This is a genomic window from Streptomyces sp. NPDC057694 (assembly GCF_042799415.1).
Taxonomy (GTDB): Bacteria; Actinomycetota; Actinomycetes; order Streptomycetales; family Streptomycetaceae; genus Streptomyces.
Map to the genome: position 1 here is coordinate 237,019 of NZ_JBHVIX010000007.1, position 17,475 is coordinate 254,493.

The 17,475-nt window shown below is 70.7% G+C and carries 14 protein-coding genes and 2 tRNA genes; 11 read left to right on the top strand and 5 right to left on the bottom strand.

Annotated elements, in window-relative coordinates; genetic code table 11:
- The first annotated feature begins 49 nt into the window (after positions 1 to 49).
- From ACFVDP_RS18840 to ACFVDP_RS18855, 4 genes are all read left to right on the top strand, one after another.
- A complete protein-coding gene (locus ACFVDP_RS18840) occupies positions 50 to 1,561 on the top strand; it encodes an alkaline phosphatase family protein (RefSeq protein ID WP_383490761.1) in 1,512 nt (503 codons plus the stop codon).
- Positions 1,562 to 1,684: 123 nt separating this feature from the next.
- Complete coding sequence (locus tag ACFVDP_RS18845; RefSeq protein ID WP_383490958.1) at positions 1,685 to 2,425, top strand: HAD-IIA family hydrolase; 741 nt, start codon at positions 1,685 to 1,687, stop codon at positions 2,423 to 2,425.
- 83 nt (positions 2,426 to 2,508) lie between these two features.
- Positions 2,509 to 3,090, top strand: a complete 582-nt coding sequence (locus tag ACFVDP_RS18850) for a hypothetical protein (RefSeq protein ID WP_383490763.1) — start codon at positions 2,509 to 2,511, stop codon at positions 3,088 to 3,090.
- A 7-nt stretch (positions 3,091 to 3,097) separates the two neighbouring features.
- On the top strand, positions 3,098 to 3,766 hold the full coding sequence (locus tag ACFVDP_RS18855; RefSeq protein WP_383490765.1) for a class F sortase: 669 nt from the start codon (positions 3,098 to 3,100) through the stop codon (positions 3,764 to 3,766).
- A gap of 283 nt (positions 3,767 to 4,049) precedes the next feature.
- Here the strand turns inward: ACFVDP_RS18855 and ACFVDP_RS18860 are convergent, their stop codons facing one another.
- A complete protein-coding gene (locus tag ACFVDP_RS18860; RefSeq protein ID WP_383490767.1) occupies positions 4,050 to 4,802 on the bottom strand; it encodes an ANTAR domain-containing protein in 753 nt (250 codons plus the stop codon).
- A 164-nt stretch (positions 4,803 to 4,966) separates the two neighbouring features.
- Between ACFVDP_RS18860 and ACFVDP_RS18865 the strand changes: the two genes are divergently transcribed.
- Entirely contained in the window at positions 4,967 to 5,971 is a 1,005-nt protein-coding gene (locus ACFVDP_RS18865) for a glycoside hydrolase family 6 protein (protein ID WP_383490769.1), read from the top strand.
- A gap of 92 nt (positions 5,972 to 6,063) precedes the next feature.
- Here the strand turns inward: ACFVDP_RS18865 and ACFVDP_RS18870 are convergent, their stop codons facing one another.
- The 3 genes from ACFVDP_RS18870 to ACFVDP_RS18880 all read right to left on the bottom strand — a co-directional run bounded on the left by ACFVDP_RS18870 (position 6,064) and on the right by ACFVDP_RS18880 (position 10,538).
- A complete protein-coding gene (locus ACFVDP_RS18870; RefSeq protein ID WP_383490771.1) occupies positions 6,064 to 8,004 on the bottom strand; it encodes a galactose oxidase-like domain-containing protein in 1,941 nt (646 codons plus the stop codon).
- On the bottom strand, positions 8,001 to 9,962 hold the full coding sequence (locus tag ACFVDP_RS18875; protein ID WP_383490773.1) for a glycosyltransferase family 2 protein: 1,962 nt from the start codon (positions 9,960 to 9,962) through the stop codon (positions 8,001 to 8,003). The genes ACFVDP_RS18870 and ACFVDP_RS18875 overlap by 4 nt, the downstream gene beginning before the upstream one ends.
- 502 nt (positions 9,963 to 10,464) lie before the next feature.
- A tRNA-Lys gene (locus ACFVDP_RS18880) sits at positions 10,465 to 10,538 on the bottom strand.
- A gap of 207 nt (positions 10,539 to 10,745) precedes the next feature.
- Between ACFVDP_RS18880 and ACFVDP_RS18885 the strand changes: the two genes are divergently transcribed.
- The 6 genes from ACFVDP_RS18885 to ACFVDP_RS18910 all read left to right on the top strand — a co-directional run bounded on the left by ACFVDP_RS18885 (position 10,746) and on the right by ACFVDP_RS18910 (position 16,452).
- Complete coding sequence (locus ACFVDP_RS18885) at positions 10,746 to 12,047, top strand: peptidoglycan-binding protein (protein WP_383490774.1); 1,302 nt, start codon at positions 10,746 to 10,748, stop codon at positions 12,045 to 12,047.
- Between the two features lie 101 nt (positions 12,048 to 12,148).
- Positions 12,149 to 13,270 carry an SPFH domain-containing protein gene (locus ACFVDP_RS18890; RefSeq protein ID WP_383490775.1) on the top strand — a complete coding sequence of 374 codons (1,122 nt, stop codon included), beginning with the start codon at positions 12,149 to 12,151 and terminating at the stop codon, positions 13,268 to 13,270.
- 133 nt (positions 13,271 to 13,403) lie between these two features.
- On the top strand, positions 13,404 to 14,000 hold the full coding sequence (locus ACFVDP_RS18895; protein ID WP_383490777.1) for a lytic polysaccharide monooxygenase: 597 nt from the start codon (positions 13,404 to 13,406) through the stop codon (positions 13,998 to 14,000).
- Between the two features lie 132 nt (positions 14,001 to 14,132).
- Positions 14,133 to 14,576: a DUF3592 domain-containing protein gene (locus ACFVDP_RS18900; protein WP_383490779.1), complete on the top strand. Its 444-nt coding sequence runs from the start codon at positions 14,133 to 14,135 to the stop codon at positions 14,574 to 14,576.
- A 67-nt stretch (positions 14,577 to 14,643) separates the two neighbouring features.
- On the top strand, positions 14,644 to 16,314 hold the full coding sequence (locus tag ACFVDP_RS18905) for an AMP-binding protein (protein WP_383490781.1): 1,671 nt from the start codon (positions 14,644 to 14,646) through the stop codon (positions 16,312 to 16,314).
- Between the two features lie 64 nt (positions 16,315 to 16,378).
- Positions 16,379 to 16,452 (top strand) — tRNA-Lys (locus tag ACFVDP_RS18910).
- A 229-nt stretch (positions 16,453 to 16,681) separates the two neighbouring features.
- Here ACFVDP_RS18910 and ACFVDP_RS18915 read toward each other — a convergent pair.
- Positions 16,682 to 17,452 carry an IclR family transcriptional regulator gene (locus tag ACFVDP_RS18915; RefSeq protein WP_383490783.1) on the bottom strand — a complete coding sequence of 257 codons (771 nt, stop codon included), beginning with the start codon at positions 17,450 to 17,452 and terminating at the stop codon, positions 16,682 to 16,684.
- Between the last annotated feature and the right edge of the window lie 23 nt (positions 17,453 to 17,475).

A 17,475-nucleotide genomic window follows, 5' to 3' on the forward strand; every position in this document is an offset into this window, starting at 1 on the left:
GGGAGTCGGACCAGACCCGTCGCACGCCCCCACCAACCGGAGGACCCGCATGTCGCGCACCACCCCCGGCATCTCCCGACGCACTCTCCTCATCGGCACCGCCACCGCGGCCGCCGCCCTCGCCGCCTCCACCACCGTCCCCACCGCCGCCCTCGGCGCCGCCAGAACCCCCAAGGTCCTGGTCATCGGCCTCGACGGCACCCTCCTGAGCCGGATCAAGGACGCCGACGCCCCGCGCCTGAAGGCCCTGATGGCGGCCGGCCTGACCGCCCCCAGCCCGATCTACGCCAACCCGCTCGCCCCCACCCTGTCCGGGCCCGGCTGGTCCACCCTCATCACCGGCGTGTGGCCCGACAAGCACAACGTGAAGGACAACACCTTCACCGGCCACAAGTTCTCCCAGTACCCGGACTTTCTCACCCGGATCGAGACCGCGAAGCCCGCCCTTTCGACCTACGCCGTCTCCTCCTGGGCGCCGCTCACCGACACCGTCTTCTCCGCGAAGGTCGACACCCGCGTCTCCACGCCCAGCGCCGAGTACGACACCGGCACCACCAGCCGCGCCGTCGCCCAGCTCAAGAGCGCCAATCCCGACGCGGTCTTCCTCCAGCTCGACAACGTCGACCACGCGGGCCACAGCTACGGCGCCGCCAGCCAGCAGTACCTGGACGCGATCCACGGCGTCGACGGACAGGTCGGCCAGCTGGTCGACGCGGTCAAGTCCCGTGCCACGTACGCGAACGAGGACTGGCTGATCCTGATCACCGCCGACCACGGGCACACCGACGCGGGCGGCCACGGCGGCTCGACCTGGCCCGAGCGGCAGACCTTCATGATCGCCGTCGGTGGCACGGTCACCGCCGGGTCCACCCGCTACGACGTGAAGATGCCCGACATCGCGGCCAGCGCCCTCGCCCACCTCGGCGTCGCCATCGACCCGGCCTGGGGCCTGGACGGCCGCCCGATCCAGCAGCCGACCCCGGACGCCTTCGACAGCCTGCGCGCCAAGCTCACCGGCCCGGTCGACGAGAGCGGCATCGGGACCGGCGTCATCGGCTTCACGCACACCCCGCCCAGCGGCTGGTCGGTCGACAACACGGCGATGGGCACCGGCGGCGTCACCGAGTGGCGCGGCTGGACCTTCACCACCGACGAGTTCTGGACCAAGGCCGAGCGCGACCAGCAGCGCGAGTCCAACGTGCGGGCCCGGAACGTCTTCGCGGTCGCCGACGGCGACGAGTGGTCCGACAAGACCGTGACCGGCACCTTCGACTCGACGCTGATCAGCCCGGCCTACCCGGTCACCGGCGGCCGCACGGCCACCCTCACGTACACGACCTTCTACCGCCAGGAGTCCCCGCAGAAGGGCGAGGTCCTGGTCTCCTACGGCGGCGCCGCCCCGGTCTCCGTGAAGACGTACACGTCGGACGTCCCCTCGCGCACCGAGACCGTGACGCTCCAGGTGCCCAGCGGCGCGAGCACGGCGCAGGTGCGTTTCCGGTACACCGGCGGCAACAACTGGTTCTGGACCATCGACGGGGTCGCGATCACCCAATCCTGATTAGGCTGAGGGGCGTCGGCACAGAGTCGTCCCGGCGCCCCTCCAGTTCACTTGTTTCGCAGCGACACCGCAGGAGTGCACCCCATGGCAGAGCGCAAGCCCATCGATTCGTGGCTCACCGACATGGACGGCGTGCTCATCCACGAAGGGGTGCCGATCCCCGGCGCCGACGCCTTCATCAAGAAGCTCCGCGACTCCGGCAAGCCCTTCCTGGTGCTGACGAACAACTCGATCTACACCGCCCGCGACCTCCAGGCCCGCCTGACCCGGATGGGCCTGGAGGTCCCGGTCGGCAACATCTGGACGTCCGCGCTGGCCACCGCCAAGTTCCTGGAGTCCCAGCGGCCCGACGGCACGGCGTACGTCATCGGCGAGGCGGGCCTGACGACGGCCCTGCACGACATCGGCTACGTGCTCACCGACCATGCCCCCGATTACGTGGTTTTGGGCGAAACGCGCACCTATTCCTTCGAGGCCATGACCAAGGCCGTGCGCCTGATCAACGACGGCGCCCGCTTCATCTGCACCAACCCCGACGAGACCGGCCCCTCCACCGAGGGCCCGCTGCCCGCCACCGGCGCCGTCGCCGCCCTCATCACCAAGGCCACCGGCAAGCAGCCGTACTTCGCGGGCAAGCCGAACCCGCTGATGATGCGCACCGGGCTGAACGCGATCGGGGCGCACTCCGAGACCAGCGCCATGATCGGCGACCGGATGGACACCGACGTGCTGGCCGGCCTGGAGGCGGGCATGCAGACCTTCCTGGTGCGCACCGGGCTGACCAGCGACGCCGACATCGCGAAGTACCCGTTCACGCCGTCGCACGTCGTCGACTCCATCGCGGACCTCGTCGACCTGGTGTGACCGCCTGATCTCCGCCGCACGGCGGCTCCCGGGATGCGGAATGCCGCCGGGCGCGTGAACCTGCCAGTAACAGGAGGTTCACGATGCGTACAGGTCTGCTCGCTCTCCGTGCCGCGGGCGCGGCCGCCGTTCTGGTGACGCTGCCGGCCGGCGCGGCCCACGCGGCCCCGGCGAAGGACGGCGGATCCGTCACCGTCACCCCCTACGGCGTCTCCCCGGGCACCGAGGTCGACCTGCGGGTCTCCGGCTGCGACGGGAAGACCGGTAAGGCGTCGTCGGCGGCGTTCGTGGCGGCCGTGCCGCTCTCGCCCTCCGCCGATCAGCCGACGCTGTTCGGCGAGGCCCGGGTGAAGTCGTCGGCGGCCCCCGGCACCTACGAGATCCTCGTGGTCTGCCCCGGCCACGACATCGTCTCCGAGATCAAGGGCAGCGTCCGGGTGCTGCCGGGCGGCCACACCCCGGCCCCGACGCCGACCGCGCCCGTGCACGCCGGGGGCGGCGGCACCGCGGCCCACCCGGCGGCCGCCCCGCTCACCGGCCAGGCGGCCGTGCCCGGCGAGGGCCCCGGCACCCGGCACGCCGTCATCGGACTCGTCCTCGCCGCGGTCGCCGCCGTCGCCGTGGCCTTCCGCAGCGTCCGGCGCCGCCGGTCCGCCCGGCAGTGAGCCCGCCATGAGCAAGCACTCCGGCACCGGTCGGCTGATCACCGGGTTCGCCTGGGCCGTGCTCCTGCTCGGCCTGTGGCTGTGGGGCCGCGGCGCCACCGACGTGTCCCTCTCGGGGCCCGCGACCGGCGACGCCGCCGCCGTCGGCCGCCCCTTCGGGGCCGAGCTGCCCGCCGCCCACAAGCCCGTCAAGGGCGCGAAGCCGCAGCGCGTCGACGTCGCCGCGCTGCGCATCCAGGCGCCCGTCGTCGCCCGCGGTCTGGACGGCGGCGGCGCGATCGACCCGCCGCCCTACGACCAGGCGGGCGTCGTCGGCTGGTACGGCGCGGGCGCCCGCCCGGGGGAGCGGGGCACGTCCCTGTTCGTCGGGCACGTCGACACCGAGACCCGGCCGGCCGTCTTCTACCACCTCAGCGAGGCCAAGCCCGGCGACACCGTGAAGGTGGTCCGCGACGACGGCTCCATCGCCGCGTTCACCGTCGAGGAGGTCGAGGTCTACGACCGCGCCCACTTCGACCCGGCCAAGGCGTACGGCCCGCACGACCCCGCCCGCGCCGAACTGCGCCTGATCACCTGCGGCGGCACCTTCGACAAGGCGTCGCGCACCTACACGGCGAACGTCGTCGTCTCCGCGTACCTGTCGGGCATCGAAGAGCCGGCCCGCGCCAAGAGCTGACGGTGGGCCGCACCTGGCCGGCCGGCGGCCCGCTCCCCCCGGAGCCGCCGGCCGGACTGGTCCTCGACCGCGCGCGCAGCGGGCTGCGGGAGTAACCCGGCGCCGGCGCAGGAGGCTTGAAGGAGACATTCCCCGAGGCGGGGAGCCTTCCCGGTCCTGAAGGCCGAGGTCTGGGGCCACCGGCACCGACTCTAGGACGGATGCGGCGGCCAGGATAGAGGCCGTTTGACGCCAAGTACGAGGATGGTTGCGCTGCGTGGTCGAAGCAGGTCAGAGCCCCTGATCAGCCAGGTCCGGACCTGTCGGGGTGCAGCTGTACGTCGGTCAGGGCACGGTGCACCACGGCGCGGGCGACCTGGTCGAGCGGCAGCCGGTTCCGCCGCGCGTACTGCCGCAATGTGTCGAACGCGCCGTCCGGTGACGTTCCCCAGCGCTCGGCGAGCATCCCCTTTGCCTGTTCGATCCGCACACGGCTTGCAAGCGCTTCTCTCAGCTGCCCCGCCAGCTTCCTGTACTGGGCGTAAGCACGATGATTGAGCAGCCCCACGGTCGTTGCGTCGGCAAGTGTCTGTGCGATCGCCAACTCGCCGCCGGCGGACGGCGGGTGCGGGGCGTAGACGCTGAGCGCGCCGAGCAGCATCTCGTGCCGGCGCAGCGGGACCGCGTACGTCGAGGCGATCCCGAACCGGCGGGCGGCCGCGGTGAACTCGGGCCAGCGGGCGGCGGCCTCCCGCGACGCCAGCGGGACCGCCCGCGCCGCCTTCCCGGACGCCAGGCTCTCGCGCACCGGACCGGACTCCTGCTCCCACTCCAGCAGCTCTCTGACGGACGGCTGCTGGCCGGCGCTGTGCACCACGGGGCCCGGCCGGCCGCTCCCCTCCAGCAGGGTCACCCCGGCGCCCCGCGCGCCCAGGAACTCCACACAGCGGTCGGCCAGCCGGCTCAGGTGGAGCGCGGGGTCGAAGTCACCGATGAGGGTGTCGGCGAACTCCACCAGCGTTGCGGCGAGCCGCAGTTCGCGGGTCTCCTGTGACATGTGTGCCACCTCTTCCCCCCGCACGGGCAAGGCCCCCGACGCCCGAGCCCCTACCCTGCTCCCGCGTGCTGTAACAGGTCTTTGACAAGCGCTGTCCGGCCTCGTGGTCGTGCCGGGACGTATGTCACGATTGAGGGCCAGACAGTGCACCCAAGGGGGAGTGGATGTACCGGAAACTGAGGGCAGGCGCGGTCGTCGTGGGGGCGGCGCTGCTCGTGTCCGCGTGTTCCTCCGGAGGCGACAAGGAGGGCGACGACGGCTCGGCCCGTCCGGTCGGGCAGCAGCCGAAGGGCGCCGATCCGTTCTGGGTCAATCCGGACAGCAAGGCGGCGGAGGCCGTGGCCGCGCTGGAGAAGGACGGCAAGGACACCGCCGCGTCCGCGGTGCGCAAGATCGCCGAGCAGCCGAGCGGCGAGTGGCTCCTGCCGGAGAACGCGGAGTCGCAGGCGCGCGGTTACACGGAGGCCGCCCAGAAGGCGGACCGGGACGCGCTGCTCGTCGTCTACAACATCCCGCACCGCGACTGCGGCAACTACTCGCAGGGCGGCGCCGCGGACGGCGACACCTACCGCGCGTTCATCGACCAGGTCGCCGCAGGCATCGGCGACCGGCCCGCGACGGTGATCCTGGAGCCGGACGCGGTGCAGCACATGGTGGACAACTGCACGCCCGGCCAGTTCCACGAGGAGCGCTACGACCTGCTCAAGGGCGCCGTCGCCAAGCTCAAGTCGCTGAAGGACACCAAGGTCTACCTGGACGCGGGGAACGCGGGCTGGGGCAAGCCCGAGCAGATCTTCCAGCCGCTCCAGCGGTCCGGCATCGACCAGGCCGACGGCTTCTCGGTGAACGTGTCGAACTTCTACTCCACCGAGGACTCCATCACCTACGGCAAGGAGCTCTCGGCGAAGGTCGGCGGCAAGCCGTTCGTCGTCGACACCAGCCGCAACGGCAACGGGCCGTACACGGGCGGCGATCCGAACGAGCGCTGGTGCAACCCGCCGGGGCGGGCCCTCGGCGAGACCCCGACCACGAAGACCGGCGACCCGCTGGTGAAGGCGTATCTGTGGGTCAAGCGGCCGGGCGAGTCCGACGGCACCTGCAAGGGCGGGCCCAAGGCCGGCGCCTGGTGGGGCGCGTACGCCGTGAAGCTGGCCAACGCCGGTAACTGACAAAGCCGCGGTCGCGTCTGCTCGGTTGATGAGCGGACGCGACCGCGGCTTTCGTCGTGGCTGATCGCGCAGTTCCCCGCGCCCCTAGGGGGCTACGGCACGTGCACCCACTGCGCCTTGCTGGGCGTGCCCTGATCGTCCGTCACGAACAGCATGTACCAGCCCGATTCGACCAGTGACCGGCTCTTGGGGACCGTCACCGTGACCGAGTCGTCGGACTTCTTCAGGTCCAGCGCGATCGACGTCTGGTCGACGTCGGTGACGTGCGTGGACGCGCTCGGCCTGATCAGCCGCGCCGTCTTGATGGACGAGGCGTGGGCCGTCTTGTACGTGGCCGAGGCGCCGCGCGCGATGGTCTTCTCGCCGCTCTCCAGGGTCGGCCGCGAGTCCCGGTACAGATACGGCGGCGTGTACATCTCGAGGCGCTGCTCGAACACGCCCGGCTTGGTGTCGGCCTTGTCCGCGTAGAGCGAGTCCGAGCCGAAGAACAGCACCCGGCCGTCGGGCAGCAGCAGCGATCCCGAGTGGTAGTTGCGGCCCACCGCCGGGTCGGCGACCCGCTTGAAGGAGTTGGTCTTCGTGTCGTAGAGCCGGGACTGGAGAATGTTGGAGTCACCGCGGCCGCGGTAGTCCTCCGAGCCGCCCGAGACGAGGATCGAGTCGTCGGGCAGCACCGACGCCTGCGGGTAGCGGGTGCCCTTCTCCAGCGTCGGCCCGTCGGTGAACGCCGGGTTCTTGTCCTTCAGGTCGACGATCCGGGTCTTGTTGCTGGACAGCTTGGACTCGCCGACACCGCCACCGCCGATCACCATGTACTTCTGGCTCTGCGCGGGCGGCAGCTCGACCGTGTTCGACGTCTCCAGCCGGTCGGCGTCGGACAGGCCGGGGATCTTCTGGAACTTGTTGTTCGTCAGGTCCCAGACGCCGGGCTTGCGGCCGACGTTGTCCGGGCCGTACCCCGCGTTCGACCCCGAGTAGAAGATCTTGCCGTTCTCCATCTGGAACAGCGCGGGGTAGGTGGGGAACTGGCGGACGTCCTTGGTCAGGTACGTCCACTTCTTCGTCTTCGGGTCGTACACCTCGTTCTTGCCGGGCACCAGCTGCCCGATCTCGTCGAGGCCGGAGACGGAGAGCACCCTGCCGTCCGAGAGCGTGGTCAGCGTGGGGTACCAGCGCGCCTCGTTCATCGGGTCGACCTTGATGTACTTCTCGGCGACCGGGTCGAACTCGAAGGAGTCGCGGATCCCCTGGAAGTCCTTCTTGTCGAGCGCGAGCTTCTGCGCGATGCCGTACACGTTGCGCGCGTCGGCGCCGGAGAGGCCCTGCACCCGGTAGTTGTCCTGGGTGCCGGTCTCGTACTTGGTGCCGGAGCGCTGCGCCTCGACGTAGACGCGGCCGAGCCCGGGGTCGTTGCGCTGGAAGGCGCCGGTCGCCGGGTCGAAGACCTTCTTGGCGCGCGGGACGACGATGTTGTCCTTGGCGACGAACGTCTTGCCGTTCTCCTTGCCGGTGAACTTCGTGCCGGCCTTGATGGTCTTCGGCGCGTCCGGGTCCTCGTTGTGCACGATCATCAGGCCGCCGGCCTTGGTGACGTCGCCCTTGAGCTTCTCGTAGCGCTTGGTGCCGCCCGCGATCAGCAGGTTCCCGTTCGCCAGCTGCGTGTGGCCCGTGCAGAACAGGTCGGCCGGCGTGTGGATCTTCTTGATGGTGTTCTTCACCGGGTCGTAGAGCCGGGTGTCGAACTTCTTCGCGTCGAAGTTCTTCTGGTTGTTGCCCGACCCGGCGATCAAAAGGATCTTCCCGGTGTGCAGCAGTGCCGCGTGGATCGTGTTGAGGCGCAGGTCCTTGGGGAAGTCGATGACGTCCCAGTGCCCGTTCTCGGCCTTGTACTCCGGTCTGTTGATCTTGTAGTCGTGGTACTTGGCCGATCCGAAGCGATACAGCCAGGGTCCGTTCATCCCGGCGAGCGCCAGTACCACCACCGTGCCGATGGCTATGCGTCGGGCACGGCGGCGGCTCGCACCGTCTTTCACTTGTTACGTCCCCCCAGGGAGATCTGCATGGTCTGGTCGTTGCCGCCGTCGGCGTCGCCGCGCTGAGCGGCGGCCCAACTGGGCTTCTGCTGCGGCACGCCGTGCGGCTGCGCGGCCGGGTGCGGCGGCTGCTGTTGCTGCTCGGCGGGGGCGCCTGCGGGCGGCTTCGGCTTCTTCTTGTCCTGGCGCAGCATGTAGCGCCAGGCGAACATCGGCAGCGCGGTGATCAGCAGCGCGAAGCAGGCCCAGGTGATCATCGCGGGGTGCGCGTGCCCGAGGACGAAGCCGGCCGTGATCGAGGCGCCGAAGATGACGATGAAGTACCAGTGGTAGCGGAACGTCCCGAACCACCGGTCGGGGCTGGCCGAGTCGCCCTTCGGGGTCACCACGAACTTGCTCTTGCGGCGCAGCAGCGAGTCGACCAGCGCCTTCGCGTACAGCGGCGCGGACAGCGCGGACATGACCATACCGGCCACACCGCCGGAGCCCTCGGGCTCGTGCGGCGAGACGTTGTGCCGGCGGTTCCAGATGTAGAGGCCGATCTGCAGCGCCGACGCGTTGCCGTACAGCATCAGCCAGACCGTCGGGTCGATGTTCACGCCCGATGCGCCGAGACCCAGGAACAGGGCACAACTCAGCGCCGCCAGAATCCAGTTCATGGCGGCCATCGGGTAGAAGATGATCATCATCGTGTAGTTGAAGAGCTTGCTCGGCGGGAGCGTGAAGAAGCCCTTCCAGTACTGCTTGAGGATCGTCTCGTACGTACCGCGCGACCAGCGCATCTGCTGCGTGAAGAAGTCGGTCCAGGCGCTGGGGCCCTCGCCCACGGCCAGCACGTCCGGCGTGTACACCGAGCGCCACTTCCTGCCCGTCGCCGGGTTCTTGTGGCGGTGGATCTCGAAGCCGGTCGCCATGTCCTCGGTGATCGAGTCGTACAGGCCGCCGATCTGCTTGAGCGCGCTGATGCGCACGGCGTTCGACGTGCCGACGAACATGGGCGAGCCGTAGCGGTTGCCCGCGCGCTGGATCAGCGCGTGGAAGAGGAACTGCTGGGACTCGGCGGCCTTGGTGACGAAGTTGTCGTAGTTGCCGTAGACCTGCGGGCCGATGACGAACCCGACGTTCGGATCGCGGAAGAAGCCGAGCATCCGCTCCAGGTAGTTGGGCATCGGCACGTGGTCGGTGTCGACCGAGGCGAAGAAGTCGTAGTCGCCGCCGTGCGCGTCCAGCCAGGCGTTGTAGTTGCCGTGCTTGGTCTTCGCGCGGTGCGGGCCCTTGGCCTGGTTCCACTTCGCGACGCCTTTGCGGGAGAAGTGGTGCACGCCGAGCCGCGCGCAGACCTCCTTGACCTCGGGGTCGTCGCCCTCGTCGAGGAGCCAGACGTGAAGAAGGCCCCGGTGACGGAGCTTGACCGCCGCCTCCAGGGTCTTCGTTACCATCTCGATCGGCTCCTTGCCGGGCACGAACGAGGTCAGGAACGCCACTCTCGTGCCGGTCTCGGGCACGACTGGGATCGGGTCCCGGGCGACGAGCGTCGCGTGCGCGTTCGACAGGACGTTCATGCAGCGGAAGAGCTCGATCAGGCCGATCGCGACGAGCATGACGATGTCGAGCGCGGGCAGGAAGTCGTACTTCACGTAGTCGCGCTTGGTCCAGTGCTCGGGCTGGAGCAGCCAGAACAGCAGGACGAGCGAGAGCAGTGGGGCCGCACCCAGCATGAGCGCCGCGCGGATCCGGTGCGGCTCCTGCGAGAGCAGTGAGCGGTACTGCACCGTGTACGGCTTGCTCGGATCGGGCTGGGTGAGGGGCCCGGCGAGCCGGCTGTAGTGCTCGTAGTCGTAGCGCGGCAGCGTCTTCTTTATTCGCTTGAAGCCGCCGGTGCGGTGCGGTGGCACCCGCAGCTGGGTCGTCTCGGACGGGTCGAACTGCCCGCGGGCGCCCGTCGGCGTCGACGTCATGTTGAGTCATCCCCCCGCACGCGAGTCACCGCGTGGTCGTCGGTCCTGCGCCCGTGACCGGTCCCCCTCGACCATCCCGGGCGTCTCAGTGGCTGGCCACCGTCCCACCCTCTCTAAGACTGGAACGACAACCTTCCGGTTGCATGATGCCCCCCTCGGCATCGCTTCATGAACGGGGCCCCCGTCCCCGCGCCTTGAGCAACCGGATCGCGCCGTACTCCCGCCGAACCCCGCCTCGGCACCCCCGCCGAGCGGGCGGCAACTACCGTGCACCGTAAGTCTCTTTGGAGCCAAAGCTCCAACATAGGGTGCTGCGCCCCACCTGATGATCGCAAGGGCGATACGGAGCGAAACACGGTGTTTACCGGTCTTACTGCGGGCTTGCCTGCTATCGCCTGTGAAAGTTTCCGAAGCATTCCGAACGGACCGCGCGCCCCGCACCTGTGAGAACCCTGTGAACGACGAAGGCCCCCCACGCTGGTGGGAGGCCTTCGTCTTGCTGTGCGCCATCAGGGACTCGAACCCCGGACACGCGGATTAAGAGTCCGCTGCTCTAACCAACTGAGCTAATGGCGCCCGCTGACCTGCATAACTTTACCCGAACTCCCGGGGTGCTCCGGACCGCCGTTGGCCAGTCGCCGCGCCGGGGAGGATGGTGATTTGTGCCGATTTCCATCATTCGGACCGTCAACATGCGGTTTGTCCGGACAGTTGAGACGCTGCCTGCGTGCGAAGGCGAGGCTCGTCAGTTCGTTGGCGGCTCTGGAGTGTGAGGGGAATCGCATGGAGGCTCCGGTATTCGAGGACTACGACCCGGCGGGCGGCTGCCGCTGCGCGGGGTGCGTCCAGTGGCGGCGCACCGCGCCGCCGGGACGCACCAAGCTCGGCGCGCGGCACGCCCTGGCCGTCGCCGCGGCGGCCGGCACCGTCATCGGCGGTGTCCAGCTGACCCCGGCCACCGCGGCCGGGCAGCACGAGGCACGACCGGGTGACCCCGCACCGGGCGACGACGACATCACCCCGCAGGGCGGCACCAGCGCGCTGCACGGAGCGCCGGGCCAGGCCGCGGGCACGGTGGACCTGGCGCAGCAGACGGCGCTGCGCAGCACGACCCGGTCGGCGATCATCAACCGCGCCAAGATCTGGGTGACGGCCAAGGTCCCGTACAGCATGGACAAGTACTACAAGGACGGCTACCGCCAGGACTGCTCGGGCTTCGTCTCCATGGCGTGGGACCTGCCGGGCAACGAGTGGACGGGCAGCCTCGCGGCGTTCGGCACCCGGATCACGAAGGCGCAGCTCCAGCCCGGCGACATCCTGCTCTTCCACAACCCGTCCGACCCGGAGAAGGGCTCGCACGTCACGATCTTCGGCGGGTGGACGGACTACACGCGCAGCTATTACATCGCGTACGAGCAGACCCGCCCCGGCACCAGGAAGCAGTCCACCCCGTACGCGTACTGGAGCAATTCCAGCAAGTACCTCGCCTACCGCTACAAGGGCGTGAAGGCGGGCAGCACCTCCGGCGCGGGCACGTCGACGACGAAGTTCCCGGGCGCCGGGTCCTTCGGCCCGGGGGCGAACAACGCCTACGTCACCCAGCTCGGGAAGCTGCTCGTGGAGCGCGGCGGCAAGCGGTTCTACAGCCAGGGCCCCGGGCCGCGCTGGAGCGACTCGGACCGTAAGGCGACCCAGGCGTTCCAGCGGGCCCAGGGCTGGAGCGGCTCCGACGCCGACGGGATTCCCGGGCCGACGACCTGGTCGTACCTGGTCACCGGGAAGGGCAAGGACATCCCGGGCGCGAGCAAGGGCGCCTCGGGCGCCAAGGGCTCCGGCGCCACGAAGGTGCCGGCCTTCCCGGGCCGGGCGGTGTTCCGCCCGGGCGCGAGCGACGCCGCCGTGACGAAGCTCGGGAAGCAGCTCGTGAAGAAAGGATTCGGCAAGTACTACGCGCAGGGCCCGACCCCGCGCTGGGGCGAGGCGGACCGACGGGCCGTCGAGGCGTTCCAGCGCGCCCAGGGCTGGCGGGGCGCGGCGGCCGACGGCTATCCCGGGCCGGAGACCTGGCGGCGGCTCTTCTCATGACCATGACCGGAGCCGAGACGACGGGTGACCGTGCCGGGGACCGCGGCGGCGGCCGCGACCGTGAGTATGCCGGGGCAGAGCGAGAGAACGACGAGGTAGCGATGAGCGAATCCACCGAGACCGGGGAACGGCCGCGCGGCGCGCGGCTCATCCACAACGAGGCGACCACCGAGATCCCGGTCCACCTGCTCTTCCGTGACGACCCGGACCCGGTGGCCGTGCCGCTGCGCCCCGCGGTGGTCGGCACGGGCGCCGTCAAGGGCGGCAACGGCAGGACCATGGCCCCGCGCCGGATGCCGCCGCGCGCCCCCGCCCGCCCGGCGCCCGCCATCGACTACGAGCTGGCGGAGCGCGGCGGACGCGCGCTGCCCGGCGCGCTCGGGGTGCTCGGCGGGCTGGCCGGTGCGGCCGGTGCGGTGGCCTCGCTCGGCTGGGCCGGGGCGCTGCCGCAGATCGTCACGGAGGTCGCCGGGCTGTCCCGCTACGAGGGCACCGGGCTCGGGCTCACGCAGTGGGCGGCGGTCGCGGGCTCCGGCGCGCTCGCCCTGTTCGGCTTCGGCGGACTCGCGCGCGGGCGCGCCGGGAAGGCCTGGGTGCTCACCCTCTTCGGCCGGTACCGGGGCACGGTGCGCAAGTCGGGGCTGCTGTGGGTGAACCCGCTGCTGCTGCGCCGCCGCACCGACGTACGCCTTAGGCACTGGCGCAGCGAGCCGATGCCCGCGGTCGACGCGAACGGGGTCGCGCTGCGCGTCGTCGTCCTCGTGGTGTGGCGGATCAAGGACACGGCCCGCGCCACGTTCGGGGTCGAGGACCACGAGACGTATCTGCGCGAGTGCGTGGAGGCGGACATGGCGCGGGTGCTGTCGCAGCTGCCCGCCGACGCCTTCCACGAGGACGCGCCGACCCTGCGCAACGCCGAGGCCGTCGGCGACCGGCTCACCCGCAGGCTGGCCGCGGACGCCGAGCCGGTCGGCATCGAGGTGTTCTCCGCGCAGCCCACCCGGATCGAGTACGCGCCCGAGGTGGCGGCCGCGATGCAGCGCCGCCGGATCGCGGCGCTCGACGCGCAGCACCGGGACAGCGTGCTCACCTCGGTCGTGGACTCGGTGGAGGACACGGTGACGCGGCTGACCACGCGGGGCCTGGTCGAGCTGGACGACTACGAGCGCAAGGCGCTGGTGAAGGATCTGACGGTCGCGTTCTACACCGGCCGCGGGGAGTGACGCGGAGCTTCCGGAAACCCGTGATTGGTATGGACATGTTCAACTCCCGGCAATACATTGGGAGTTGGTCTAGACCTAGTACTTTGCTGTGCGCACGGCTTCCGGAAGTCCCCACACCCCCAGGAGCGGCAGCATGCGAAAGAAGATCTACGCGGCCCTGCTCGGCCTCACCACCGCCGGGGCGTTCGCCCTGTCGGCGGGCGGCGCGAGCAGCCACGGGTACACCGATCTGCCCATCAGCCGGCAGAAACTCTGCGCCAACGGCACCGTCGCCAACTGCGGCAACATCCAGTGGGAGCCGCAGAGCGTCGAGGGCCCCAAGGGCTTCCCGGCGGCCGGCCCCGCCGACGGTCAGATCTGTTCCGCGAACCACAGCGAGTTCGGCCAGCTCAACGCCGCCAAGCAACCCAACGGCTCGGCCTGGCCGACCACCAAGGTGACGGGCGGTCAGAGCTACACCTTCAGATGGCAGTTCACCGCGCGGCACTCCACCACGGACTTCCGCTACTACGTCACCAAGAACGGCTGGAACGACAGTCAGCCGCTGACCCGCGCCGCCCTGGACACCACCCCGTTCCTCACGGTGCCCTACAGCGGCCAGCCCCCGGCGACCCTCTCGCACTCCGGCACCCTGCCCTCCGGCAAGTCCGGCCACCACGTGATCCTCGCGGTGTGGACGATCGCGGACACGGCGAACGCGTTCTACTCGTGCTCGGACGTCACGTTCTGAGCGCGGACGTTCCGAGCAGGGATGTTCTGAGCTTCCCTTGAGCGAATCCGGGCCCGGCCCCGGGTAGCTTCCCCGTACGCCGGTGAGCTCTCGCCGGCGTGCGGGGGAGTGTCCTGTCACGGGGGTGGGGACGTGGGTCTCATTTTCTGCGCCGTAGCGGCGGTCATCGCGTGCGGCGCCCTGGCGATGGGCGGAGTGCTGCTGCGCCGCGCACTGCGGCTGCGCGCCGCCTGGCGCGGCGGGCTCACGGCCGAGGCGCGCTGTCTGCGCGCGTACACCACCACGAGCGGCGGCGACAGCCCGATCACGCACCAGCACCACGTGTACGAGTTCACCACCGGCGACGGCCGGCAGATGCGGGTCAGCGAGGAGGACGGGCCCGCGACGATCGTGGAGGGTGACATCGTCGTGCTGCGCTACGCCGCCGACGCCCCCGAGCGAGCGACGGCCAAGCCGTACCGGCCGGTGGCGCTCGCGGTGGGCATGGGGTGCGTCGCGCTGTTCGTACTGTTCGTGGTGGGGTTCTGCGTCTTCTTCGCCGTCACCGCGCTGGCGGTCACGTCCGAGGATTTCTGATCTGCCGATCCGCTCCTTCGATCCGCGCTCTCCCTTTCTGACGGTACGTCAATTATGGTGCGCGGCCATGGGATCCGACACGCGCACCTTCGCCGAACTGGTCCAGGCCCGGTGGGACGACCACCGGCCGGGACTCGCGTACGAGGACCGGTCGCTCAGCCACCACCAGGTCACCGCGGGCGCCGCCGCCCGCGCGGCGCTCCTCGGCGACCTGCTGCCCCGGGGCGCCGAGCCGCACATCGGCGTGCTGCTCGACAACACCCCGGAGTTCCCGCAGTGGCTCGGCGCCGCCGCGCTGTCCGGGGCCGCCGTCGCCGGTCTCAACCCCACCCGCCGCGGCGCCGAACTCGCCCGCGACATCACCCACACCGAATGCCGGGTGCTGGTCACCGACCGCGCCCACCTGCCGCTGCTCGACGGGCTCGGGCTGCCCGGCGTCCGCGTCCTGGTCACCGACACCGGCGCCTACGCGGAACTGCTCGCCCCCTACCAGGGCGCCGAGCCGGAGATCGCCGCGCGCGTCGGGCCCGGCTCGCGCATGCTCCTCTACTTCACCTCGGGCTCGACCGGCGCCCCGAAGGCCGCGCTGTGCAGCCAGGGCCGGCTCGCCGCCGCCGGACACTCCCTGGTCGACACCTTCGGCATACGCGCCGACGACGTGCACTACATCTGCATGCCGCTCTTCCACGGCAACGCGGTCATCGCCGACTGGGCGCCGGCCGTCGCGGCGGGCGCGGGGGTGGCGCTGCGGCGGCGCTTCTCGGCGACCGGGTTCCTGACCGACGTACGACGGTTCGGCGCGACCTACTTCACTTACGTGGGGCGGGCCGTGCAGTACCTCCTCGCCACCGAGGAACGGCCCGACGACAAGGACAACCCGCTGCGGGTCGGGTTCGGGACCGAGGCGGGCGCGGTGGACGCGGCCCGCTTCGAGGCGCGGTTCGGCGTGCGGCTCGTCGAGGGGTACGGCTCGTCGGAGGGCGGCGCCGCCGTGCAGCGCACCGCCGACACCCCGCCCGGCGCGATCGGGCGGGCCGCGCCCCGCGACGACCTCGTCGTCCTCGACCCCGCGACCGGGGCGGAGTGCCCGCCCGCCGCCTTCGACACCGGCGGGCGGCTGGTCAACGGGGCCGAGGCGATCGGCGAGCTGGTCAACCGGGGGCGCTCGCCCTTCGAGGGGTACTGGCGCAACGACGCCGCGTACGCGGAGCGGGTGCGCGAGCACGGCTGGTACTGGACCGGCGACCTCTTCTACCGGGATGCCGAGGGATTCCTGTACTTCGCGGGGCGCGGCGACGACAAGATCCGCGTGGACAGCGAGAACCTCGCCCCCGCCATGATCGAGAACATCCTGGCCCGCTGGCCGGCCGCGGCCGCCGTCGCCGTGTACGGGGTGCCCGACCCGGTCGCCGGGGACCAGGTGATGGCGACGCTGGCGCCGCGCGACGGGGTGTCCTTCGACCCACTCGCGTTCGGCGAGTTTCTGCTCGGCCAGGGGGACCTCGGTACGAAGATGGCGCCCCGCTTCGTGCGGGTGGTGGACCGGATGCCGGTCACCGCGACGAACAAGGTGCGGCGGGGGGAGCTGCGGCGGGAGGGGTTCTGGGGCGGCGCCGACGAGCTGTGGTGGCGGCCGCCCGGCGCGGCGGCGTACCGGATTCTGACCCCGGCCGAGCGCGATGCCCTTGCCGGGGCCTTCCGGGAACGGGGCCGCGACCATCTCCTCCGCCCGAGCTGACGCCCCGCCCCGCGCCTGGTTCGGAGCACCCCCTCGGACCAGGTAGTATTTACCTCGTTGACCGGCGCCATTAGCTCAGTTGGTTAGAGCAGCGGACTCTTAATCCGCGTGTCCGGGGTTCGAGTCCCTGATGGCGCACAGCAAGGCAAAGCCCTCCACCGATGTGGGGGGCTTTCGTCGTTCCCGGACGTGCGGCTCTCGCTGTGGCTGGTCGCGCAGTTCCCCGCGCCCCTGGAGATGCGCACTTCGTGCGCTACCTCCATCGATGAAGGCATGCGGCGAAGCCGCAGCCTTCAGGGGCGCGGGGAACTGCGCGAGAAGCGGCCACCGGCCCGCGGACGAAGAACCACAACGGCGCCCCGCACCCTTAGATGGCCAGAGACAAGAGCACCGGTGCCGCGCTCCGGTTGAGGCGGTCGGCCGCGTGGTGGAGGCGGTGGGCGTGCTCCACCGGGAGCGAGAGGGCCAGGCAGCCGACGGAGGCGCCGGCCGTGATCGGGACAGCCGCACAGACCGTGCCCACCGCGTACTCCTGAAGGTCCAGGACCGGCACCGTCGCCGGCTGAGCGGCGAGCTTGGACAGCAGCACCTTCTCGTTCGTGATGGTGCGCGAGGTGAGACGGGCCATCTTGTGACGGGAGAGATGATCACGCCGTCCGTTGACATCCAGCTGTCCGAGCAGGCTCTTGCCCACGGCGCTGGCGTGTGCCGAGACGCGGAAATCCACCCACTCGTTCACCGGAGGCGCCTCGGGCCCCGCCGCGTACTGCGTGATCCGGACCTCGCCGTCGATGTACCGGCTGATGTAGACGGCGGCGCCCACGGTGTCGCGCAGCTCGTCCAGCGTGAGCTGGAGCTTCGCGGTGAGAGCGGCCTCGTGGTCGTCGGCCGCGCCGAGCCGGTCGAGCGTGGTACCGGCGACGTACGCGCCGTCGGCCGCCTGCTGGACGTACCCCTCGCGCCGCAGCATGCGCAGCATCTGGGTCAGCTGGTCCACGGGCAGACCGGTGACGCGCGCCAACTCCGTGTCGGTGATGCCGACGCCCCGGTGGGCGACGGCCTCCAGCACGCGCAGAGCGTGCTGCACCGACTGGTGCGGCTGGTGTGACGACGCGTCCTTGTCGTGCTTCAGCGCCACGGCATCCCCCTGCATGGAACGGT